Below are 20785 nucleotides of genomic sequence, written 5' to 3' on the forward strand. Positions count from 1 at the left end.
TACGGCGTCATTGCACGCCAGACTCATAAAAATCGCGACTCCAACAGTGATCGGCGCAACTTCAACGTAGTGGTGTTGGCGCCGCAGATCACTCAGCCGACAGAGGGTGGCAACCTGCCGCGCACCGGGAAGATAAAAGGGCATGGCAGGCGCGGAGGGCGGGTCGAGGTCTGGGAGGTGGGGGCCACCGAGCCTTTACTCAAGGACATTGTCGTGAACGGGGACGGTGATTGGGAGGGTGAGGTGACCTTTGCGGTTGGACTCAAAACCCTTCGGGCCCGGCAGAGCTTCATCGAAGAAGGAAAAACCCACTGGTCGGAATACTCGGCTGACGTGCAATACAGCGTCGTTCCGGCTGCGCCTTTTGTCGAGACGCCTATTGCGGGCCAACACATCGGCCAACGGGTGGTGGTCTCCGGGTTCGGTGTGCCGGGTGACAGTGTCACCGTGAAACTCGGCGCCGTACAAGCCAGTGCAGCAGTCATGGCGGATCGCACTTGGTCGGTAAAGCTTGCACTCACTCAGACCGGGGGAGCGCACAGCTTTGAAGTAACAGCGGCGCTGGATGATTTCGAATCTGAAGCCACGCAATGTCCAGTGCTGCTGGGCACGTATCTTCCCTCCTTCAATAGTCCGGCGGGAGGGCATCGGGTGGAGAATCCGGTGCTGTTCGCAGGGCAGGGGCGCACAGGTGTCGGGCAAGTGGTGAGCTGGTTCGACCCGGACCAGAAGTGGCTTGCGCCTGTTGCCGTCACCGGTAACAAATGGCAAGGCCAGGCCGCGCAGTCATTACGCCAGGGGGGGCAATGGGCACTGTTCAGCCAGACGCTGACCGGAGGAAGTGAGGGGCCACATTCGGCCTGGGTGGTCAGCTCGCGTTTCGAAGTGGAGCCCGTCACACCGAAAGTCGATCTGTAAAACCGACGAACGGTCACAAAACCTGTCAGTTCTGACAGTAGATCTTAGCCCCGATTCGGCGCCAAATCTTAACCAAGACTTTGCAGCCTGACACCATCGTCAGGCTGCTGCGGCCGGTTATCGACTCAAGGATTCTGATCATGGCTCAAGGCACCCGCCCCTCAGTGCAACTGTACGAGCAGTTGTTCAGTGGAGATCAACAGGCACAGGAAATCTCTCTTCAGAAGCTCAAGACATACCTTGAGCAAGGCGGTTCGATTTTTCCACTGGTGCAGAAGGGAGTGCCAGGCCTCGCCAGGGAGTACGGCTTGAGCACTGAGGCAGCGCAGCAGTTTTTGCGTCGGGCCAACAGCATGGCCACGTATGTGCGCCGCCAGTTTATCGAGCACACCCTTGTCACTGACCAAAGTGCGCCGGGCGATCCCTCTTCAGGGCTGTTGTCGATGGTCACTGGCCCGAAATACGAAGACATTTTCAAAACCGCATTTAAAAAAATGAGCCCTCCGGACGCGCTCGAGTCGTGCATTTCACCGGTGGCGTACCTGACCGATTTGTTGTGGTGGGTTATCGAAAAGATCGAACCTGAGGGCGATCAGACTCAGCTCCCGCTCCATGTGCGTCGTACCGACTTGAAGAAGTTGTCGGTCGATTTCAATGCGGTGTACCAGTCGGTGTCCTCGGTGGGCATCACCACGGCGGTATTGGAAGCCTATATCACCGCACACAATCCGGAAATCGACATTGAGCAAGCCTTGATCACATCGCGATACCCCAATGGCCTGCCTTATTACCAGCACTGGGTGACGATTGATGGCATCGCCCAGCTCAACAAACGGTCGGTGGGCGACTTTCATGACAGCGTGGACTTGTCCTACCCCTATTTTTCAAGCGGATCCAGTGCTGTCCGACCCGGGCAGGCCTTGGCACATGCTTCGCGCCTGGGCCCCTATCAGCGAGCGTTGCTGACGGAGGCTATGCCAACCGGCGCTGAGGGAGAAAATGAATGGGCAGAATTCTATCGCGTCAACTTCGGTGCAACGGATGCGCAATGGAAGGATCTGCACCACGTTCCAAACTTCGCCACGCAAACAAAACTCGACACTTTGATGCTCGAAAGCCTGTTATCAGTCCAGGCATTCGCCCCCATGCGCTCGCCCAACGTGACCTATGACTCGGAGACGGCGGGGGGGGCTGAAAGCGCTCGATCCGGCTCGGTTTATATCAATGCCAATATTCACCCTGGCGTATCTATCGAAACCGATGCATCGTCAACGTCTTCGCCTTTGAATCGACTGTCCGTGGAGCCCGATCGTGCACAGGGACGGGTTACCTTCGACCGGATGAACCGCAAGTTGCGCCTGGACAACTGGCTGCAACTGCCCAGCGATCAGGTGGACGCTTTGCTGGCGGCCGCGATGCGTGCTGAGGCACGGGCCAGTTCCGGGGTTGCCAACAAATGGCTGATCTCGGACAACGTCGTGCACGCACTCGGGTTGTTCCAGGTTTTGCGCGAACGCTACGCCTGTACCGCGGCAGACTTTGCGGTGTTCCTCGATGACCTGTCGGTTTACGGTCGCGGCGAAGCGCTTTCGCAGTTTGATCAGGTGTTCAACGCTCGAGCGGACTATCGCCAGCCCATGAAGCTCGATAACGGGACGTTCCCGGTAATACCGGAGCCGGGGGCGGACGACCTGACGATCAGCCAACTGTGTGCAGGCCTGCGGATCGACCTGCAGACTTACCGGCATCTGGCGGTAGCGGTGGCCAGCGCACACAAGATTACCGGCAATGCGTTGCACCGAAGTCTGCCGATCATCTCGAGTTTTTGTCGATTGGTGTGGTTGCCACGGCTGTTGCGCATAACGCCGGTCGAAGGTGTGCTGCTGTTGCAGTTGCTGGGCGGCGACGACTGGGTCAAGGGTTTTGCAGGTCAGCCGTTGATCAAATCTGCAGCCGACGGCGCTCCCGATGTGCTGACGCTCATTAGTGCCATGGATGCCTGCGTGCGATGGTGCAAGCAAAGCGAGTTGCCGGTGCTGTGGGTGGTGCAGCACGCGGTTGAGTTTTCACCGGGGCGAGAGATGTCAGAGCGCGATCTGGCACTCTTCGAACAACTGCGCAATTTGCTCCCGAGCGCGCTTTTCTCCAATGCCGGTTTGTTGATGGCCGGCCTGCCTTCTGCGGGAGCCGCCGACTGGCTGGACTTTTTGACGCAGACCGTCGCTCTGCCGCTGCCCGATGGTAAGTCCGAGTCGTTGGGACCGATTGTTGATGCCAGCGGCTTGGTGCTGGCGCCTGTCGGCACGCCGGACGAATACCTGATCTTCGCGCGCAAACGGCTTGGCTGGGCGGTCGATAACGCGCTGGACGCAACCTGGACCCCGCAACGTGACGCGCTGGTTGGCAGCATGCTCAATGTGCTCCTGGAAGCCCGGGACGCGCAGGTGTCGGTGGTAAAGGAAACGCTGGCGGTCTATGCCGGCGTTGCAGTGGAGCTGGCGATTCCGGTCATCAACTGGGCTGGCACAACGGTTTTCCGTTTGTTGCAGCAGTTGCTCCAGCGCATCGCTTTGACGGATGACGGCGGGGAGCGCAGGCGCACGAATGAAACCGACCCGTTGATCGATTTGTTGGCCGATGTGCGGCGGCGCAGTGCGGTGGTTTCGACGCTGGAACTCAGTGCTGTGTTGTTGCAGGACTATCTGGATTACGGCCATCTGGCCTGGCTCGGTCAGACCGATAAATACACGATATCGCTGAACACGCTGTACTACCTGTCACTGTTCAAACGCGCCTTTGCGCTCAGCGAACTACCACAGCAGAAACTCCTCGACTACCTGCGCCAGGTCAATGCACTGCCAAACCTTTCGGTTGATGCCAAAACTTTGGCGCACGAGGCGTCGACCATCAAGCTGGCCGAGCTTTTCGGCTGGAGCGTGCAGGAAGTGCGCGAGTGTGTAAGGCGCATTGACCCTGATCTGCCGATACTCAAAAACCTCAGACAACTGGATCTGTTGATGCGGGTCCGGGTGCTGTCCACAACGACTGGCATGGATGCCCTGACGATTTTCCTGCTTGGCACCTTGCCTGCGACAGTGGGCGACGACGCGTCCAGAAAGGCTTATGCCAGCGCAGCCGAGCGCGCCTTGTTGAGCGAAACCGGTGAGCAAGTGTCGCGTGTCGAGATGGCGGGGGATCTGCAACAGCTGGTCACTACAACGTGTGTTGTCGATCGCACGGAGGTGATTGCCAGGAAACCCGGCGAAAAAGCCACTTTCACGATGACGATCAAGAACTCCGCAGGGCAGGCACTGGAGGGTGTCACTGTTTACTGGGAAGCCAGGCTGGGCACTGTCGAGAACGGCATGACCGACGCCAGAGGCACGTTGAAGGCCGTGTACACGCCCGGCACGACGATGGGGGCCGAGACGCCGAAGTACTGGCTCGATCTGTTCGACCCCGAATACGCCCCGACCATCAACATCATTGCCGAGGCCACCAGCATGGAGTTCCCGCTCTTCTACAGATCCCCCGTGCCATCGGAGGTGGTGCCAATCGGGGAGGAGGTCGAGCTCTACGCCACGATGATGGACAAGTATGGAAACCTCGGCCGGGAGATGCTGGTGGACTGGTTCGTCGAACCCGTCGACGTAATCAAACTACCTGTTGCGATTGTCCGGCCTTCGCAGGGGTTCTCCAATCAGGAAGGGCTCACACGGGTTTTCGTTTCCAGTTTCACTGGCGGAACCTTCGTGTTCAGTGTGCTTGGCCACGGCAGTGAACAGACCGCCGTGTTCCTCCCTATTACGTTCGATGGCGAGCCGATGTCGGAGTGAGCGGTTACCTCAACAAGCATTTGTCTCGGTTTCCCCAAGGAGCAAGGATCATGGCACTGAGTGACATTGGCGTTCTGATGGAAAAGCGTCGTTATGCACTGCTTGAGTACAGCATCGGTCAAGTCAATAAGCCGGCATTTGACTTTGTGAAGTCAGCCGCCGATTTGTTCGAACTCTTGCGCACGGATCCGCTGGACACGTTTGCGGTGCAGAACTCCTGGGTGGCCGAGGCGACCAGTTGTGTGCAGCAATATATACATGCGGTGTATCGCAAGCTGGAGCCCGGTTTTGCCACGCACCAATTCCCCCCACATGAATTGGCCCAATGGCAGCTATACAACAACTACCCGGACTGGGCGGCGGTGCAGTTGATTTCGATCTACCCGGAAAACTACATCAACCCCTTTGTTCGGCAACGCAAGTCCAGCCTGTTCAAGAACCTTGAAAACGACCTCAACCAGAGCCGCCTCAATAACGATTCGGTGCAGTCTGCGTTGCAGGGGTATTTGCATACTTTCGAGCAGACCTGTGATCTGGACGTCCTCAGTTGCTACATGGACGGTGCCACGCCTGACCTGGCCGATTACTACTTTGTCGGACGCCAGCGCGTGCAGCCGTTCCAATACTACTGGCGCAAGGCCGGGATCGAGCTCACGCCCACCTGCGTTGGCGTCAATCCGGCAGCCTGGAGTGAATGGCAAGCGGTGGACATTCAGCCGGCCAATCGGGTGCTGGATATGCGCCCGGTGTTCTGGAACGGTCGCTTGTGTCTGGTCTGGGCGCAATGGCGCGACAAAGTAAGCGGCAAAGATCCGAAGGAGTTCATACCGGCCAGGCTGGAAGTCCACCTGGCGTTCATGACACAGAGTGGTCAGTGGTCGGCACCGCTGGATATTTACAGTGCCGATTTCGATACTGCTGCTGAACCGGTGAACTTTCGCTTGATTGCCTCGGTGCTGATGGAGAGCCCAGCGTCCAAAGGCAAGCTGGGGATTCTGATCACGGCGGATCAAACACCGGATGATCTGAGGGTGCAAAAGATTTTCGATGTGTTGATGCGCCCCGACACAATTGACGCCGGCACTTGGCTGGATGCGGCAAGGGAGCGATTTGCCACGGCGGAAACTGTTCAGCATTCATTGAGCAATCAGGTAACGATGACTAGCGCGGGCAACCCTGAGGGGTCCATGTCACCTTTCCTGAGTTTGCAAGCCACGGCTGTGCGTCTCGGCGGCAGGGACGTGGTGACAGTGATCGGTTTGTGCGAGCCGACAGGGTTGCCCGACGCCCCGCAATCGCTTCCTTTTGCAATGGGGTTGGTGAACAAAACGGTGGACGATCGCGAACTGAACGTTGACCTTTCCCCCGTCGGTGGCTGGACAACCGAACCGCTGACGTTGAGTCGCAGTAAAGGCTCATGGCCGCAGCCCACCGCGTTCAAACTCGTCACGCAAACGGCCGGGTTTGGCGGTCGAGAGTTCAAGTTGACGATTGCCAATCTTTCGGACTTCACGCCGCCAACACTGCTGAAAAACAGCACTGACGCGGCGCAGTTTCTTTCCTTCAACCTGCCGGCGCCGTATCTGCGGCACACCCGCCTGAACTCACTGTTCGGCCCGGAACTGGTGCAGCTTTCCAATATTGGCGTGGATGCAGTTCTGGACTGGAGCACTCAGTTCAAAACTGAACCGCCACCGGCTGCTGACCCGGCTTTCAAGGAAATCAACGGAGCGTTCGACGGGGCCAACGGGCTGTTTTTCTGGGAGCTGTTTTTCCATTTGCCGCATTTGGTGGCCACGCTCCTGCGCAACGAAGAGCGCTTTGCCGATTCGCAGAACTGGCTGCATTACGTGTTCGACCCACAGGCGGCCGCAGATGAGTCCGACATCAATGGCAAACCGCTTTACTGGCGCTGCCGGCCGCTGGCCAAAAACCAGGGTAATCCGGGCTGTGAAGCCCTGGCACCCATCGACCCGGACGCTATCGGCTATTCGAAACCGGAACACTTCAAGATCCGGATTTTCTGCGATTACGTAATAAATCTGATGGAACAAGGGAACGGGCTTTACCGGCAACTGACCCGCGACAGCCTTGTGGCGGCCAAGCTCTGCTACGTGCAGGCAGGATTCCTGATGGGCAAGGCACCCACCGCCCTCACGGTTTCGCGCTGGCAGACCAAGACGGTTGGCGAATTGCTGGAGGAATGCAAAAGCCGTCCAGAGCTTGAAGCGTTTGAACAGACGCTGAACTTCAGCCTGGCCGATGTTCCGTCCGGCTCCGACGCGGCGCCCATGCTGGGCATGCTGGCCTGCGGGCCGTTCAAGGCGCCGATCAATCAACCATTGCTGGATCTGTTTGCGGCGCCTGAGCAACGTCTGCACAACCTGCGCAACAACCTCACCATTGACGGCAAACCGCTGGACATCCCGCTGTTCAGCCCACCAACCGATCCTAACCAGTTGCTGCGTGACCTGGCTGCCGGCGGTGCTGCTGGCCCGCGGTCGATGGGCGGAACGCTAGTGGTTAATGCGTTTCACTGGCGCTTGAGCCACGAAGTGGCATTGCGCTCATCGCAGGTACTGGAGGAGCTCGGTAGCAAGGTGCTGAGCATGCTCCAACTGCGTGATAACGCCGAGCAGGAAGTATTGCAGCAAACCCATCTGGTGGAGTTGGGCGATTACGCCAAAACCGTGCAGGAACAGTCCATTGCGCAACTGGAAGCCAGCGTGACGGCACTCGAGCAGAGTCGTGCAGTGGCGCTGCAACGCGCTGAGACGTACGCACAGCATTATGACCAAAACGTATCGGCAGTCGAATACGAAGTCTTGAGCAGCCTGTACTTGTCCAAAATGCTCTCGCTGGCGTCTTCAAGCATCCAGCCTGCGGCGGCGGCGCTGGCTGCTCTGCCAAATATCCTAGGTCTTGCCAATGGCGGGCATCGCGTGGATCGGGCGCTTGAGGCCGTCAGTTTCGGATTGGGCGTTGCTTCGTCGGTGGCGCAATTGGACGCCGACAAGCAGGCAACCACCGAAGCCTATCGTCGACGCCGTGATGATTGGCAACTGCAGCGCGACCAGGCGTTGCTGGAAGTCGATGCCATCGATGCGCAGATCGAGGCGCAACGTCATGCTGTCACCGCTGCCCGAACCAGCCTGGCGCAAACCCTGCGTGCCAATGGCCAGGCGTTGACGATCTACAACTACCTGAAAAAACGTGCGACCAACGCGGAGCTGTTCGGCTGGATGCTCGGCCAGCTCAAGGCTTTGCATTACCAGGCTTACGACGCGGTCATCAGTCTGTGCCTGACCGCCCAGAACTCGATGAATGCTGAAACCGGTGATTACGATAAGCAAATCCCTATGCCCAAGGTATGGCTTGACCAGCGCCATGGTTTCACGGCGGGCGAGCACCTGCGTGGGTATTTGCTGCAGATGGAACGCGAATATCTGCAACGCTTTGAGCGACGGTTGGAACTGACGAAAACGGTGTCTCTGCGCAAGCTCTTCGACGACACGGTCGATCCGCAGAAAAGTGCCAGCGACTGGGCAGACGCACTTAAGCAGTTGCGGCGCACAGGCTCGCTGGAGTTCAGCCTGCCGCAGTTACTCTATGACCGCGATTATCCGGGGCATTTCTGCCGCCAGATCAGTTCGGTTGAAGTCAATCTGCCGGTTCTGCTTGGCCCCTACGAGGATGTGAAAGCCACGCTGGTGCAGTTCAGCAGCATGACGGCAACCCGGGCCACCACGCAATCGGTGCAGTACCTGCACAATCCGCAAGGAGTAGCGCCTTCCGATGTGCTGTTCAATTTGCGCAGCGGCCAGCAGATTGCCTTGTCGTCGGGCATCGCCGACAACGGTATGACGGCGATGAAACCCGATGAAGGCCTGCTCAACCCGTTCGAAAACACCGGCGCCGTATCCAAATGGAAACTGAGCTTCCCGTGGCCTTCCAAATCACCGCAGTCGGACGTGATGGGAACGCTTACCGACATCATCCTGGTCATCAACTTCAGGGCCAAATCCGGCGATGCGACGTTTGTCAGCAAGGTAATGGATCTGGTCACCGCCATTGAAAAACCCGAACCAGACAAGCTGGGCAAAGGAGCGCGCAATCATGGATGAGCCCGTTATTCAAGCGAATGAAAGTCTGGTGCTGAATGGGGACTTCACCAATCTGAAGCACTGGGAGATGCGGGGGCTGATCGGCACTTCAGTGGATTGGTACGAATCGGAGCGGGTTAATCTTCTGGAGGCTTCAAACGGTGGATGGGTTCGGCAGATTATCAAAATCCCCATGGACCCAGGCCTCAATGCGCGATATCGGTTGAGCTTTCTCTGTGAAGTGCGACATAACCAGTCAGGCTGGATGCGCGTCTTCAGAGGGACGCAAGAGTTGCTCGCTATCGAGCTCAAACCCTCTGGCTCGAACCGCCAGGTATCCGTTTCTTCATCTTCGACAAGCGAGGAACCGCTGGACTTCCTGCCGGATGAATACAATCAGGAGCTGGTGTCGGTTGCTCAGGGTGATGAGCTGACCCTCGAGATCATCAGCCCGAAGAATGCCCCTTCGGACAGGCAGTCGCATATCCGCATTACCCGCGTCAAAATGCTGCTGCATCTGATGCCGTTAACGCTGCAAAAGATGCAACTCGATGACCAGGTGCTGCCACCAGGCGAGCTGTTATACCTGTGTTTGGGCACGAAAGAAGCTGGCAGCCCGCATGAACTGAGATTCGTACCTGAAGCTGAAAATATCTGGCTGGGCAGCGACGCTTCGCTGAACGTTGACGGTAATCCGCTGGAGGCGGTGACTGTCACGCCATGCTGGGGAGTTAATCAGCCAGTGGAATCACCATGGCTGATCGACAGCCCCATGATCAACGATCAGCAACGCGATGAGTTCCAGTTGATCCTGCGTAACCGATACACCGCCGACCCTTATGTCATCCCCGTGTCGCTGGGGCATCACCGTCTCAAATTGGTGGATGAGCGAGTAGCTGCCCATTACCCGGTGCTGGAGTACGCGCAGAGTGTAGGGCTGGGGGTGCGAGTGGTGTCGTATTACACCGGTCAGCCGATGGCTGGCCAGACAGTCACCTGGTCGGTTGAAGGACAGGACGAGACAGACACGGCGGTCACTGACGATAGCGGCTGGAGTGGCTACATCTATCGACCAACGGCTGCCGGTGATTTTGTCGCGACCGCTTCGGTTGCCAGCCCCTATTACGAGATTGGTGTGGTTACCCGAGATTTTCAGGTCAAGGTACTGGAGACAGATCCGTGGCCAGATTTAAGGGCCGTTGTGGATGGCAAGTTGACGGCCTGGGAGGCGCAAGGTTATCCGAACCGGGGTAGCGACCATCCGGTTCAACTGCGATTTGCTGCGGACAGTCCCTTGGTGAATACCGAACTTTCGTTGCACTGGAGCGGTGATCTTGCCGACCAGCTCGGCGTTGAGGTCAGCCCGGCGCTGGAGACTCCGGTGCCCGTGACAACTGACGATCTGGTGTGGACGCTGACCAGTAAAGATCAACTCGACGGTCGGTTCAAGCTGACACTGCGCTGCTCGAAACTGTTGGAACCCTCGCCGGCCAAACCGATGTCGCTGGCGCGCAACCGGGTCAAAATCGGCGAGGTGCGAGAGGCCAACAAGTCGCCGATAGTGGACGAAGACGAAAGTGTGCTGCTGCGGTTGCAGGTGTTGTATGACACCTCTCTGGGCGATGGCGCCCCGGTCATTAATGCGCTGGTGGACTGGCGAACACCTGAAGGTGAGGTCATTGAGAGCGTGACCGGTGCCGATGGCTGGTCGAGCTTGTTGTACACGCCGAAAACCGCAGGCGAGGTTGTCGTCACGGCCAGCATCAAGGCGCATTCCGAGGCGGTCCCGATCGAACGAAACTTCACCTTCCACGCCATTGCGACCAGTCCCTGGAAAAGTCATGTGCGGATATTGCTCGACGGCGAGACAGTCGATCTGAAAACGGTGGGGGTGCTCTGCCTGCATGGGCAGACACATACCCTGAAGGTCGAGCCAGTGGCCAACAGCCCCTGGATCGGCAAATACATCAGTCTGAATTGGCGTGGCGGTGACCCGGGCATCGGGTTGACCCCCTCTGACCCCGGACAATGGCAGGTTATCCGGGAAACAGGAGCGGAGTGGACGCTGGATTCTGCGGCAAATCACAGTATCAGCAGTTTGTTCGATCTGGAGTTGCGCCTTAATGGAGAGGCGACAGTTCGAGCGCTGCCCGGTAGGTTGCTGGCGGCGAATCTGAACAAGGAAGTGCAACTGATGCTCGATCAGGTTCGGGCGCAGTTAAACGAAGAATTGCTTTATCCGTGTCTGGGTGCCATTCACCATTTCAAAATCCTGCCTAACGCTCTGAGTCCGTTGGTGGGCCTGAAGACCGAAGTGAAATGGACGGGAGATACCGCCGAGGAGCTGGGAGCAACGATTGAGCCGGCGCTGGATGTTGCTCGAACCTTGGACGATGGGGGCGTGGTCTGGACGCTAAATTTCTCCAACAGCGAGCAACGGGGGCGATTCGAACTGACCCTTGTCTTGCCTGAACTGGGCATTGAAGCTGTCGCCAAACCGATGGAGCTGTTTCACAACAAAGTCAGGATTCAGACCCTGCTCGAATCGGCTGTGGATCCGGTCGTTGACCAGGAACCGGTGTGGTTGTGGGCACGGATCTTTTCGCAGTTCACCGACCAGCCGGTGGGGCAAGTCAAGGTGAAATGGTCGGACGGCGCCGACGGTGGCATCGAGCCGACCGATGATGACGGCTGGAGCAGATTCCCCTTCGCGCCGAAAACTGCCGGCGAGCATTCGGTGATCGCATCGGTAGACAGCCACTTCGATAACTACGCAGACTCGGGCGAATTACGGGTCAAAGCGCTGGCGAGTGATCCGTGGGACGATCTTATGGTGTGTTTTGAAGATCAACCGGAACAGCCGTGGGGTGAAAAAACCTACTTCCCGCGGCGTAAAGGCACTTACGCGTTCAGGCTGACGGCGAAGGAAGACAGCGAGCTGTGCAACCACCAGCTTGCGCTGGGCATGACGGGCACTGGTCCTGCGCAACTCGGCATACGCTTCCTTGACCCAGGACTCGGCAAGCCCATGTCATTCAGCGAGGGGTTCCATTATCAATTTGTGGTCAATAGCACTAACGATGGCAGCTTCGGCTTGTGCTTCGCCTCCAATCGACTGGCGAACCTGTCCCCGGTAAACGCGATGTCCCTGGGTGAAGGCTCGCAGCTGGTAAAGATTGCCGAGCGTCAGAGGGTCAACCAGACCTTGTTCTGGGGTGACGAGGTGTTTGAGCAGATCACGGTAGTCTCCTCGGTTACCGGTAATCCCATGGTGGGCATGACCGTGACCTGGCGCAGTTCCGACCTTGGGGAAGTCACGACGACCAGCGATTTTTATGGTGTAGCGAGGACTCACTTTGTTCCCGTTACACCGGGGGTGTTTGAGTTGACCGCTACTGTTGGCGATGCCTTGTACTCGGAGTCGCTTTCGTTGCAGTTTTTCCTCAATCAACCTCGGGAAATTCACTCTTTCACCAGTCCCAAGCCCAGTGGTCATCTGGGAGAGCGGGTTAGCGCTGTCGTCAATGTCGTGTCAGCCCTTACCGGCGAGCCTCTGCAGGACGTCGAAGTCGAATGGGAATACCCCGACAGAATTCTTTCTCCAACCACAACAGACGCCAACGGTAATGCCCGAGTCGAGTTCAGATTGCCCGGTATAAAACGTGCCTGGCTTAAAGCCTCCATAAAAGGTGGACTTGCCGGATGGCAAGTTCAATCTCTCGAATTCGAATTGGTGGCAACTGATATTTAATTGATTGGAAGAGCGTATGCCTGTGTTTGATTGGCGTACTTTAACGTGTGTAGAAGGAGTCATAAGCATGAATACTCATGAGGTGCCTAACTCGCCTACCTGGTTTCAAGAGTTTAAACCCTATGTAAATGGCCAGCATGTGAGGTGGCCTGACCTGACGTTGAATTTATTGGCAGGCGAAGTTTGCACACTGACCCTGGATTATGAATACAGCTGGTTGATTGGCGCGTCTGAGGGTCATATTGGTCTGTATTGCCTGGTTGGTGAGGCTGGGCTTGGACTGATTTTCGAACCGCCTCTGGAACAGTTGATTGAAATGGCAATAGGCACTACGTCTGTGAGTTGGACTATCACGGCGCAAAACGCACCAAGCGCCGCTTTTGTATTGCAATTTGGTCTTTCACCCATTGCTGGCATACCGAGGTCACCACCAGTGCCGGGAACGATACTGAATCTGGCGCAGGAACTGGAGGTGAAATTTGACGAGTTTGATGTTGCCTTCGCAGGTAGCGCTTTTCCATGTCTTGGCGCAAAGCACACGTTGACCGTTCGACCCAAGCCCTCCAGCCAATTGCTGGGCAAGCTAATAAAACTGCAATGGGAAAAGGCACCTGGCGCAAATCTCGGTGTGGTGATTACACCAGCGCTTGGCGAAGAGGAACTGCTGACGCAAGAAGGGAAAACGTGGGATTTAGATTGTCTCAACAGTACCCGTTCAGGGGATTTCTCCTTGCAATTGACGTTGGTCAAATCGGGACTGGTGACATCTCCATTAGCAATGTCGATGGCCCATAACCTTGTGAAGGTTGAGCGTTGGCAGGAGGAACATTGGGCATATCCAGCCGAAACATGGTTTTCGCATCATATTCGTGCTACGTCCGTTTTTTTGAATAAGCCCGCTGACGGTGTTCAGGTAAAGTTAGTCAGAAATGGCCACGTCAGTTACTTGAGCGCAAACTCGAATGGCGAAGCTCAGGTGAGTAATCGTGATGGCGCGAGTGTTGGATTATCTGTTTTTAATCGCTATGACGGGGTGGAAGTATAGTTAAAGAATACGCCGTGCTTGATGCTGAGTTTATTTCAAAGCGCCAATTCTATGGAGAGGCTGCTATATCGCTTCATCAGTCGGGGGGCGGCTGGAAATTCACAACCGATATGACGGAACTCTCGTTTGACGCGGCCTGTCGGGGTGCTAGGCAATAAACACCTTTTCACTGAGATAAGGTGTTTTTCTCACCGCCTATAAATCTCCAGCCTTTTTTAATGCCAGATACCGTGACACTAACCCAACCCCTAGTTCAAAGGGCCGGGAATCCAGAAGCTGGATTTCATGAGCACTCAACCGCTCATGCACTTCTGCCCGTTCGTTCAAATAGCTCACGGTGCCGCAATAGGCCAATGCCTCGGGTAGCGTTTGCACTGGCGCCTTACGCAAGGTGTCGAGTGTGTCCTCGCGCAGGCTCGCCACCAGCACTCGGTGTTGCTTGCTCAGGCGCTTGACCGCGTTCAGCAGTTCTTCATCGTCGTCATCGCGCAAATTGGTGACCAGCACCACCAGTGCCCGGCGTTTTTGTCGGGCCGATAGTTGGTTGATGGCGGCTTGGTAATCGGCAGGGCGTTGCGTGCTGTCGAGGTCATAGACGCTATTGAGCAGTACGTTGAGTTGGCCGTTGCCTTTCACCGGCGCGACGTAGCGCGGTTGATCACTGGCGAAGGTACTTAAACCCACTGCATCGCCTTGGCGCAGGGCGACGTAACTGAGCAACAGGCAGGCATTGAGCGCGTGATCAAAGTGCGACAACTCATCGTCCTGACTGCGCATGCGTCGTCCACAGTCGAGCATGAAAATGATCTGCTGATCGCGTTCGTCCTGATATTCGCGGGCAATCGGTGTGCGTTGGCGGGCGGTGGCTTTCCAGTCGATTTGACGCAAGCTGTCGCCTTCGCGGAATTCACGTAACTGGTGAAACTCCAGCCCTTGGCCGCGACGTTGCCGTTGACGCACCCCGAGCTGGCTGAGCCAGTTGTCCACCGCGAGTAATTGGCCGCCGTAGAGTCGCGCGAAATCCGGGTAAACCCGAGTGTTGTCGATAACGCTGAGCAGGCGTTTGCCCGACCATAAACCCAGCGGACTCGGCAGACTGATTTCGCAGTGCTCGAAGCTGAAATGCCCGCGTTTGAGCGGGCGCAGGCGATAGCTGATCTGGCTGTGCTGACCGGGTTGCAGCGCAACATTTAGCGGCAGGTTTTCGAAACTCAGGCCATCGGGCACATGGTCGAAAATCTGAATGTTCAATGGCTCGGCAAAATCATGTTCAACCTTGAGCTGCACCTCTCCCCAACGTCCTAATGCGAGGCTGCCGGGCATCTGTCGCGTGATCCGCACGGTGGGCAAACGCTTGAGGCGCAACGCGTCGAGCATCGCCAACGCCAGCAGTGCCAGCAGCAACCCCCAGTTGATCGACAGCAGACTGGCCGGGAGCTCGATCTGCAAGGCCTGCAAAGTGCCGAGCACGATGCCGATGGCCAGCAGCACGGCGACCCAACTCAATAACAGTTTGGAGGGCTTCATGATCTGACACCGTGTTGTCTGCAGAAAAGATCGCAGCCTTCGGCAGCTCCTACTGAGGAATGCGCTCGATGTAGGAGCTGCCGAAGGCTGCGATCTTTTGACCTTTTCAGGAGTGTCACAGGCGCGGCGCCGGAATCTGATCGAGCAGTTGTTGCAGCACCTGATCGACTTGCAGGCCTTCGATGTCCAGCTCCGGGGCAATGCGCACGCGATGGCGCAACACCGCCAGCGCGCAGCCCTTGATGTCATCCGGAATCACGAACTCACCGCCGCGTAACAAGGCCCGGGCGCGGGCGCAACGTACCAGTGCAATCGAGGCGCGCGGCCCGGCACCGAGGGTCAGGCCTGGCCAGGTGCGGGTGCTGCGCGCCAGGCGAACGGCGTAATCGAGCACCTGATCGTCCAGCGGCAAATCACTGGCAATGCGCTGCAAGGCTTGCACGTCCTTGGCTTGCAGCACGGTGCGCAACGGCTGCACATCAAGCATGTCGGCGCGGGTCGAGCGACTGACCTGCCGCACCATGTTCAGCTCCTGATCCGCATCGGGGTAGTCCATGCGCACCTTGAGCATGAAGCGGTCGAGTTCGGCTTCCGGCAGTGGGTAGGTGCCTTCCTGTTCGATCGGGTTCTGCGTCGCCAGCACCATAAACGGCTGAGCGATCGGCAGGGCGCGTCCTTCCAGTGTGACCTGGCGCTCCTGCATCGCTTCGAGCAGCGCTGCCTGGGTTTTCGCCGGGGCGCGGTTGATCTCGTCGGCCAGCAGCAGATTGGTGAACAACGGGCCTTTGCGCAGCTTGAATTGCTCGGTGTGCAGGTCGTACACGGCGTGGCCAGTGACGTCGCTGGGCATCAGGTCGGGAGTGAATTGAATGCGTGCGAATTCGCCGCCAAAGCAACGCGCCAACGCCCGCACCAGCAAGGTCTTGCCCAGTCCGGGAACGCCTTCGAGCAGCACGTGGCCACCAGCGATCAACGCCGTCAGCACGTCGTCGATGACTGCGTCCTGGCCGATTATCGCTTTGCGCAATTCGCTGCGCACCGCTTGCGCCAGTTGACTGGCGCGCTGGCGTTGCTGGGCGGCGTGGCTGGCGCTGCCGGGCTCGATCTGTTCAGTCATAGCGTGTTCCTCAAGGTTTGCAGGTGGGCGACCTGGCGGCAGAAATCGGCGCTGGACATCCGCCGGTTCGGCACCGGGCTCAAGGCCTGGCTGATGGCGCGGGTGGGTTGTCGGGTCAGGCGCGACAACGCCAGCCATTGTTCGGCAACGTTCAATTGATCAAAACCGGGATGGCGGCGACGGGCGCGGCGTAATACGTCTTGTTGCAGAGCCTGCAACAGCGCTTGCTGACCGTTGTGCCGAAGCATGAAATCGGCACTGGCGCGCAAGTGTTCCTGCAACTGCCGGCGGCCATTCGGGGCTGGCGCCTGAAGCGGGCCATGGCGCACGCCGGCCTGCCAGAGCCACAAGCCGATCAGCGCAAGCAGGGCGACGATGGCTTGCGGGAAATAGCGCCAGAGCAGCGTCAGCAAGCCATCGTGCTCGCTGTTGTAGATCAGCGTGACGTCGGTGTCGGCGCTCAGATACCAGAGCAGCCAGGCGTTGTCGTACTGGGCGATCGCCGTGGTTTTCCATAACTCGGCATCGGTGACCACAGTGATCGAACCGAGGCTGTAGGCCAGTTGCATCATGTGCGTAGCCTTGGCGCTGTTGGCCCAGGCTTGCGCAAGATTCTTCGGGTCGTCGAGGTGGAAGTCGGTGTCGAACCCGGCGTAGGCCGGGGCGTCTTCGTCCTCCAGATACAACCTGGTCAATTTCGGGTACGGATCCTTCTCTTGATCGGCGGGCGAATCCTTCAGATCCTTGCTCAGTGATTGATGCAGTTGCACCCGATCCAGCAACAGGTCGTTGCTTTGTTTTGCCTGTTCATCCCACAACGATTCGGCAACGAACACCAGCCGTCCGCCAGCCCGCGTCCAGTTCAATACTTGATCGACCTGACGCGGGGTCATTCGAGAGCGCTCGTTGAACAGCAGCAGGGTGTGCCCGTGCGGTTCGATATCCGGCAGCACCGCAAGGCTTTCGGCATGGCTGACGTTGATGCCGCGCTCACGCAAGAACATTTCCGCCGCCAGATAGGGATTGGCCTGTGCGGCGGGCGATGGGCCGTGATCGATCTGTTCCTGATAAGGCTTGGCGGCAAGGAAGAGAAAAACCCCCAGCGCACTCAGCAGCGCGATGATCAATGCGCCGACCCACCACAGCGTGCGCCGATTCAACGGGACGCTCCATGGCCGAATAACGCGCGCCAGCCATCGCACAATTCCTGTTGCAGGTGCATCGCCGGTACGCGATGCCCGTAGGCCATGTTCTGCCAATGGGTGGTCAGGGTGCGGCTGAACGCAAGCAGCTCCGGACGCTGGAGTTGTTCGACCCGCGCCAGCACCTGATTTTCGGTGTCGGCGGCTTTCAGGGTCAGATCAAAGTCGTGGAGCAAGTGGCTGAGCAATCCCCGATAGAGCAGGCTCAGGGCCGCGCGTGGCTGACTCTGCCAGAGTTGTTCGGCGTGGGCGGCGATATCGTCGGGCAAGGTGTCGCGGTTCAGATCCAGGCCGAAGGCTTGCTGCGGCGCGGGCCGTTTTGCCCGGGCGGGCAGGGCCGGACGGCGGCTGACGAACGCTTGCAGAAACTCGCGGTAACGCCAGATCAGCCAGCCAAGCGCAGCGATCAATGTGCCCCACAGCAATACTTCGATGATCGTGGCCAAGGCGTTGAAGTGCTGGCCATCCAGCCAACCCAGCAGGGTTTTGAGCCACTGTGGGGCTTCACCGGGTTGTTCTTCTTTGGCGGTGTTTGCCGGGTCATCGCCAAAGCGGTAACGGGTGACGGATTCCGGGTTCTTGAAGGGCGGTTGTTCGAGCAGTGCCTTGATGCTGTCGCGTGATGCCTGACTGGTCAGTGGCTGATTCAACAGACGGGGAGCGTCCGGTGCATCAACGGGCTCGGCAGCCCACACCGATTGAACATTCGGCAGCAACAGACACACCGCCAGCAGCACGCCGAGCACGCTGCTGTTCAGCCGTTGGCGCAAGCGCCGGAACACCAGTTCAATGTCCCACGCTTCCAGTTGCGTGCGCCGGTTCAGATAGAGGCTGAACCCGCAGGCCACGTAGATCGGCTCCCACACCACCAGCACCAGCGCATAAAAGGCATTGGTCAGGTGCTCCAGCCAGCGCCAGTCGTTATCCGCCGCGAGAATCAGTGACTGCCAGTCCCAATCGGTTTCAATCTGCTGCGGCAACAGCAGGTAGAACAGCACCAACAGGCCGATCCACAGCGCCGTTTCCAGATGCACGCCGATGATGGTCAGCCACTGCGCGGCGCCGGCGTTACGTTGCAGCAGCACTTGCAGACGTTGCTGCCGTGCACTGCCGTCCAGGCCTTCGAGTTGCACCACGGGCATCAGGAAACTGCGGCTGAAACTCAACCGTCGCCAAGTCAGGCTGGCCAGCAATTGTGGCTTGAGCAGCCGCGGCCACTCGCGCAGGGCCTGCTTGAGCGTCGGGGTTTCGCCGAACAGGGCTTTGGACAGTATGTACAGCGGCAGGCGTTCGTAGGCCGGCTTCAGCCACCAGAAGATAAACACCGCCAGTGACGGCGAGTCCCATAGCAACACGCTCAACAAGGCGAACAGCGGCAGGGTGACGATTGCCCAACTGGTCATCAACAGGCGCCGGTGTTGCTGGCTCATGAGCACGCCCAGATCCATGGCTTCCCAAGTGCTGCGCGGGCGGATCACCACGGTGGCGTCACTCAGGCGCATGACGGGTCCTTCCGGCGAAGAGCAAATAGATCGCGACCAATATCCACAGACCGGCGCCGACCAGGTATTTGGTGAGCGGCGTGACGCTGGTTTTCGACGACCAGTACGCTTCGATGAACGCTGCGATCAGCAAGAACAGCATGACCCCACAGATCAGCAACACGCTCTTGCGTGCGGCGCGTTTCAACGCTTCGGCGCGGGTCAGGCGTCCCGGCGCGATCAATGCCCAGCCCAGTTCCAGCCCCGCGGCGCCAGCCAAGGCGATGGCGGTCAGTTCAAAAGCGCCATGAGCGATGACGAATGACCAGAAGGTCTGGCCGAAACCGATTTCACTCAGGTGCCCGGCCACCGCGCCGATCACCAGACCGTTGTAGAACAGGAAAAATGCGCTGCCCACGCCCATCAGCAAACCGCTGGCGAACGTCTGAAAGGCAATGCCGATGTTGTGCATCACGTAATACCCGAACATCATCCAGTCTTCGCTGGCAGCTCGCTCGGCCGGGCGCCCGAGGTGGCCGGCCACCGGGTCATACATGCCTTGCATTTCACGCACTTGATCGGCGGGGATGAGGTTGTAAACCAACTCGGGGAAAACGTAGACCAGCACGCCGACGCCGATCAGGCTGCCAAAAAACAGCAGGCCGGCAACCAGCACGAAGGGCCATTCGCTGCGCACCAGTCGGGGGAAGTCGGCGAGGATGAAGCCGATCAGGTTGGCGCCCAGTCGACTGCGATGCCGGTAAAGTTGTTGATGGCCGCGCAGCACCTGTTGTTGCAGAGAGTCGATGAGAAAACTGCTGTAGCCGCGTTCCTGCGCCAGCGCCAGGTGTTGGCAAAGGCGTCGATAAGCCTTGGGAAAACCCGCCACTTGCGAGGTTTCCTTGCCCCGTTCGAGGCGTTCAAGGGCCAGCGCAAAGCGCTCCCATTCGGCCTTGTGGCGACTTTCGAAAAGACTTTGCTTCATGCCGGGCCCAACAAACCGCGAGCGATCCCGTTGAGTTCGGCGACGGCTTTGGGGGCGGAAATATGCAGCGGCTGGGCCAGCAAACCGGCCAGTTCATTGACCCGTGCGGGTGTCAGTTCACCTTGGCGTTCCGCAAACCCGAGCACGGCACGTTGCTCGCTCAGGGTGAGCGGCACAGGCGCACGGCGGGGTTCGGCGTCGGGTAATTGCGGGCGGGTCAGCGGGCGTTCGCTGTACACCACCAGCGTACCGGCGGCGATATCGCCCAGACGTTTGAAGGTCGGGTGTTGCAGGCAACTGATGGCGCCGAGGAAGTAGCCGAACGGCAGGAGGTCGACAAAGCGCAGCAGGTTGCGCAGCAAGGAGGCCGACCAGCCGATGGGGGTGCCGTCGTCGTGCACCACCCGCAACCCCATCCATTGTTTACCCGGCGAGCGTCCCTGACGCAGCACTTCGAACAGCACCATGTACCACCAGCTGATCGCAAACAACAGCAGCGAGCCAAGGCCCATGCCGAGTCTGCCGAGCAACGCCAGCACAATAAACAGCACGCCCATGATCAAGCCACGAATCCCCAGATCGATCGCGAAAGCGATGGCCCGCACCATCAACCCGGCCGGACGCAACGGCAAGTCGATACCCTCCGGCGTTTCGACCTGATGCCGCGTATCCAGTGGCGGGGCCAGCGGTGCTTTCCTTGGCGGTGCTGTGGGCTCGAGCATGGGCTACCTGATGTTCGCCTGTTCGGGATGCAAGTGGGCCGATGCTAGCAGCCTCTCGGGGGAAAACGACATAACTATGTATTGCACATCGTGTGTTG

The 20785-nt window shown here is 58.4% G+C and carries 10 protein-coding genes and 1 pseudogene; 5 read left to right on the forward strand and 6 right to left on the reverse strand.

Annotated features, from left to right (window positions below; translation table 11 throughout):
* The 5 genes and pseudogenes from ICA15_RS14350 to ICA15_RS14370 all read left to right on the forward strand — a co-directional run.
* Positions 1–918: pseudogene (locus ICA15_RS14350) on the forward strand (hypothetical protein); the annotation flags it as partial.
* Positions 919–1058: 140 nt separating this feature from the next.
* The gene (locus ICA15_RS14355) at positions 1059–4754 is read left to right on the forward strand and encodes a Tc toxin subunit A (protein WP_210554160.1); all 3696 of its coding nucleotides are present in this window, start codon (positions 1059–1061) and stop codon (positions 4752–4754) included.
* Between the two features lie 50 nt (positions 4755–4804).
* Positions 4805–8878, forward strand: a complete 4074-nt coding sequence (locus tag ICA15_RS14360) for a neuraminidase-like domain-containing protein (protein ID WP_210554159.1) — start codon at positions 4805–4807, stop codon at positions 8876–8878.
* The gene (locus ICA15_RS14365) at positions 8871–12608 is read left to right on the forward strand and encodes a hypothetical protein (protein WP_210554158.1); all 3738 of its coding nucleotides are present in this window, start codon (positions 8871–8873) and stop codon (positions 12606–12608) included. Before ICA15_RS14360 ends, ICA15_RS14365 begins: the two co-directional genes overlap by 8 nt.
* 67 nt (positions 12609–12675) lie before the next feature.
* Positions 12676–13653 carry a hypothetical protein gene (locus tag ICA15_RS14370; RefSeq protein WP_210554157.1) on the forward strand — a complete coding sequence of 326 codons (978 nt, stop codon included), beginning with the start codon at positions 12676–12678 and terminating at the stop codon, positions 13651–13653.
* 195 nt (positions 13654–13848) lie between these two features.
* Here ICA15_RS14370 and ICA15_RS14375 read toward each other — a convergent pair whose 3' ends face one another.
* From ICA15_RS14375 to ICA15_RS14400, 6 genes are all read right to left on the reverse strand, one after another.
* Complete coding sequence (locus tag ICA15_RS14375) at positions 13849–15180, reverse strand: DUF58 domain-containing protein (protein ID WP_210554156.1); 1332 nt, start codon at positions 15178–15180, stop codon at positions 13849–13851.
* 115 nt (positions 15181–15295) lie between these two features.
* A complete protein-coding gene (locus tag ICA15_RS14380) occupies positions 15296–16297 on the reverse strand; it encodes an AAA family ATPase (protein WP_210554155.1) in 1002 nt (333 codons plus the stop codon).
* Positions 16294–17457: a DUF4350 domain-containing protein gene (locus tag ICA15_RS14385; RefSeq protein WP_210554154.1), complete on the reverse strand. Its 1164-nt coding sequence runs from the start codon at positions 17455–17457 to the stop codon at positions 16294–16296. Before ICA15_RS14385 ends, ICA15_RS14380 begins: the two co-directional genes overlap by 4 nt.
* Positions 17454–19001 carry a DUF4129 domain-containing protein gene (locus ICA15_RS14390; RefSeq protein WP_210554153.1) on the reverse strand — a complete coding sequence of 516 codons (1548 nt, stop codon included), beginning with the start codon at positions 18999–19001 and terminating at the stop codon, positions 17454–17456. Before ICA15_RS14390 ends, ICA15_RS14385 begins: the two co-directional genes overlap by 4 nt.
* Positions 18988–19965 (reverse strand): stage II sporulation protein M, encoded by a 978-nt coding sequence (locus tag ICA15_RS14395; RefSeq protein WP_150616173.1) that lies wholly within the window; start codon positions 19963–19965, stop codon positions 18988–18990. Before ICA15_RS14395 ends, ICA15_RS14390 begins: the two co-directional genes overlap by 14 nt.
* Entirely contained in the window at positions 19962–20687 is a 726-nt protein-coding gene (locus ICA15_RS14400) for an RDD family protein (protein WP_210554152.1), read from the reverse strand. Before ICA15_RS14400 ends, ICA15_RS14395 begins: the two co-directional genes overlap by 4 nt.
* Positions 20688–20785 lie beyond the last annotated feature (98 nt).

The organism is Pseudomonas sp. P116 (assembly GCF_020149425.1).
GTDB classification, from domain to species: domain Bacteria; phylum Pseudomonadota; class Gammaproteobacteria; order Pseudomonadales; family Pseudomonadaceae; genus Aquipseudomonas; species Aquipseudomonas anatoliensis.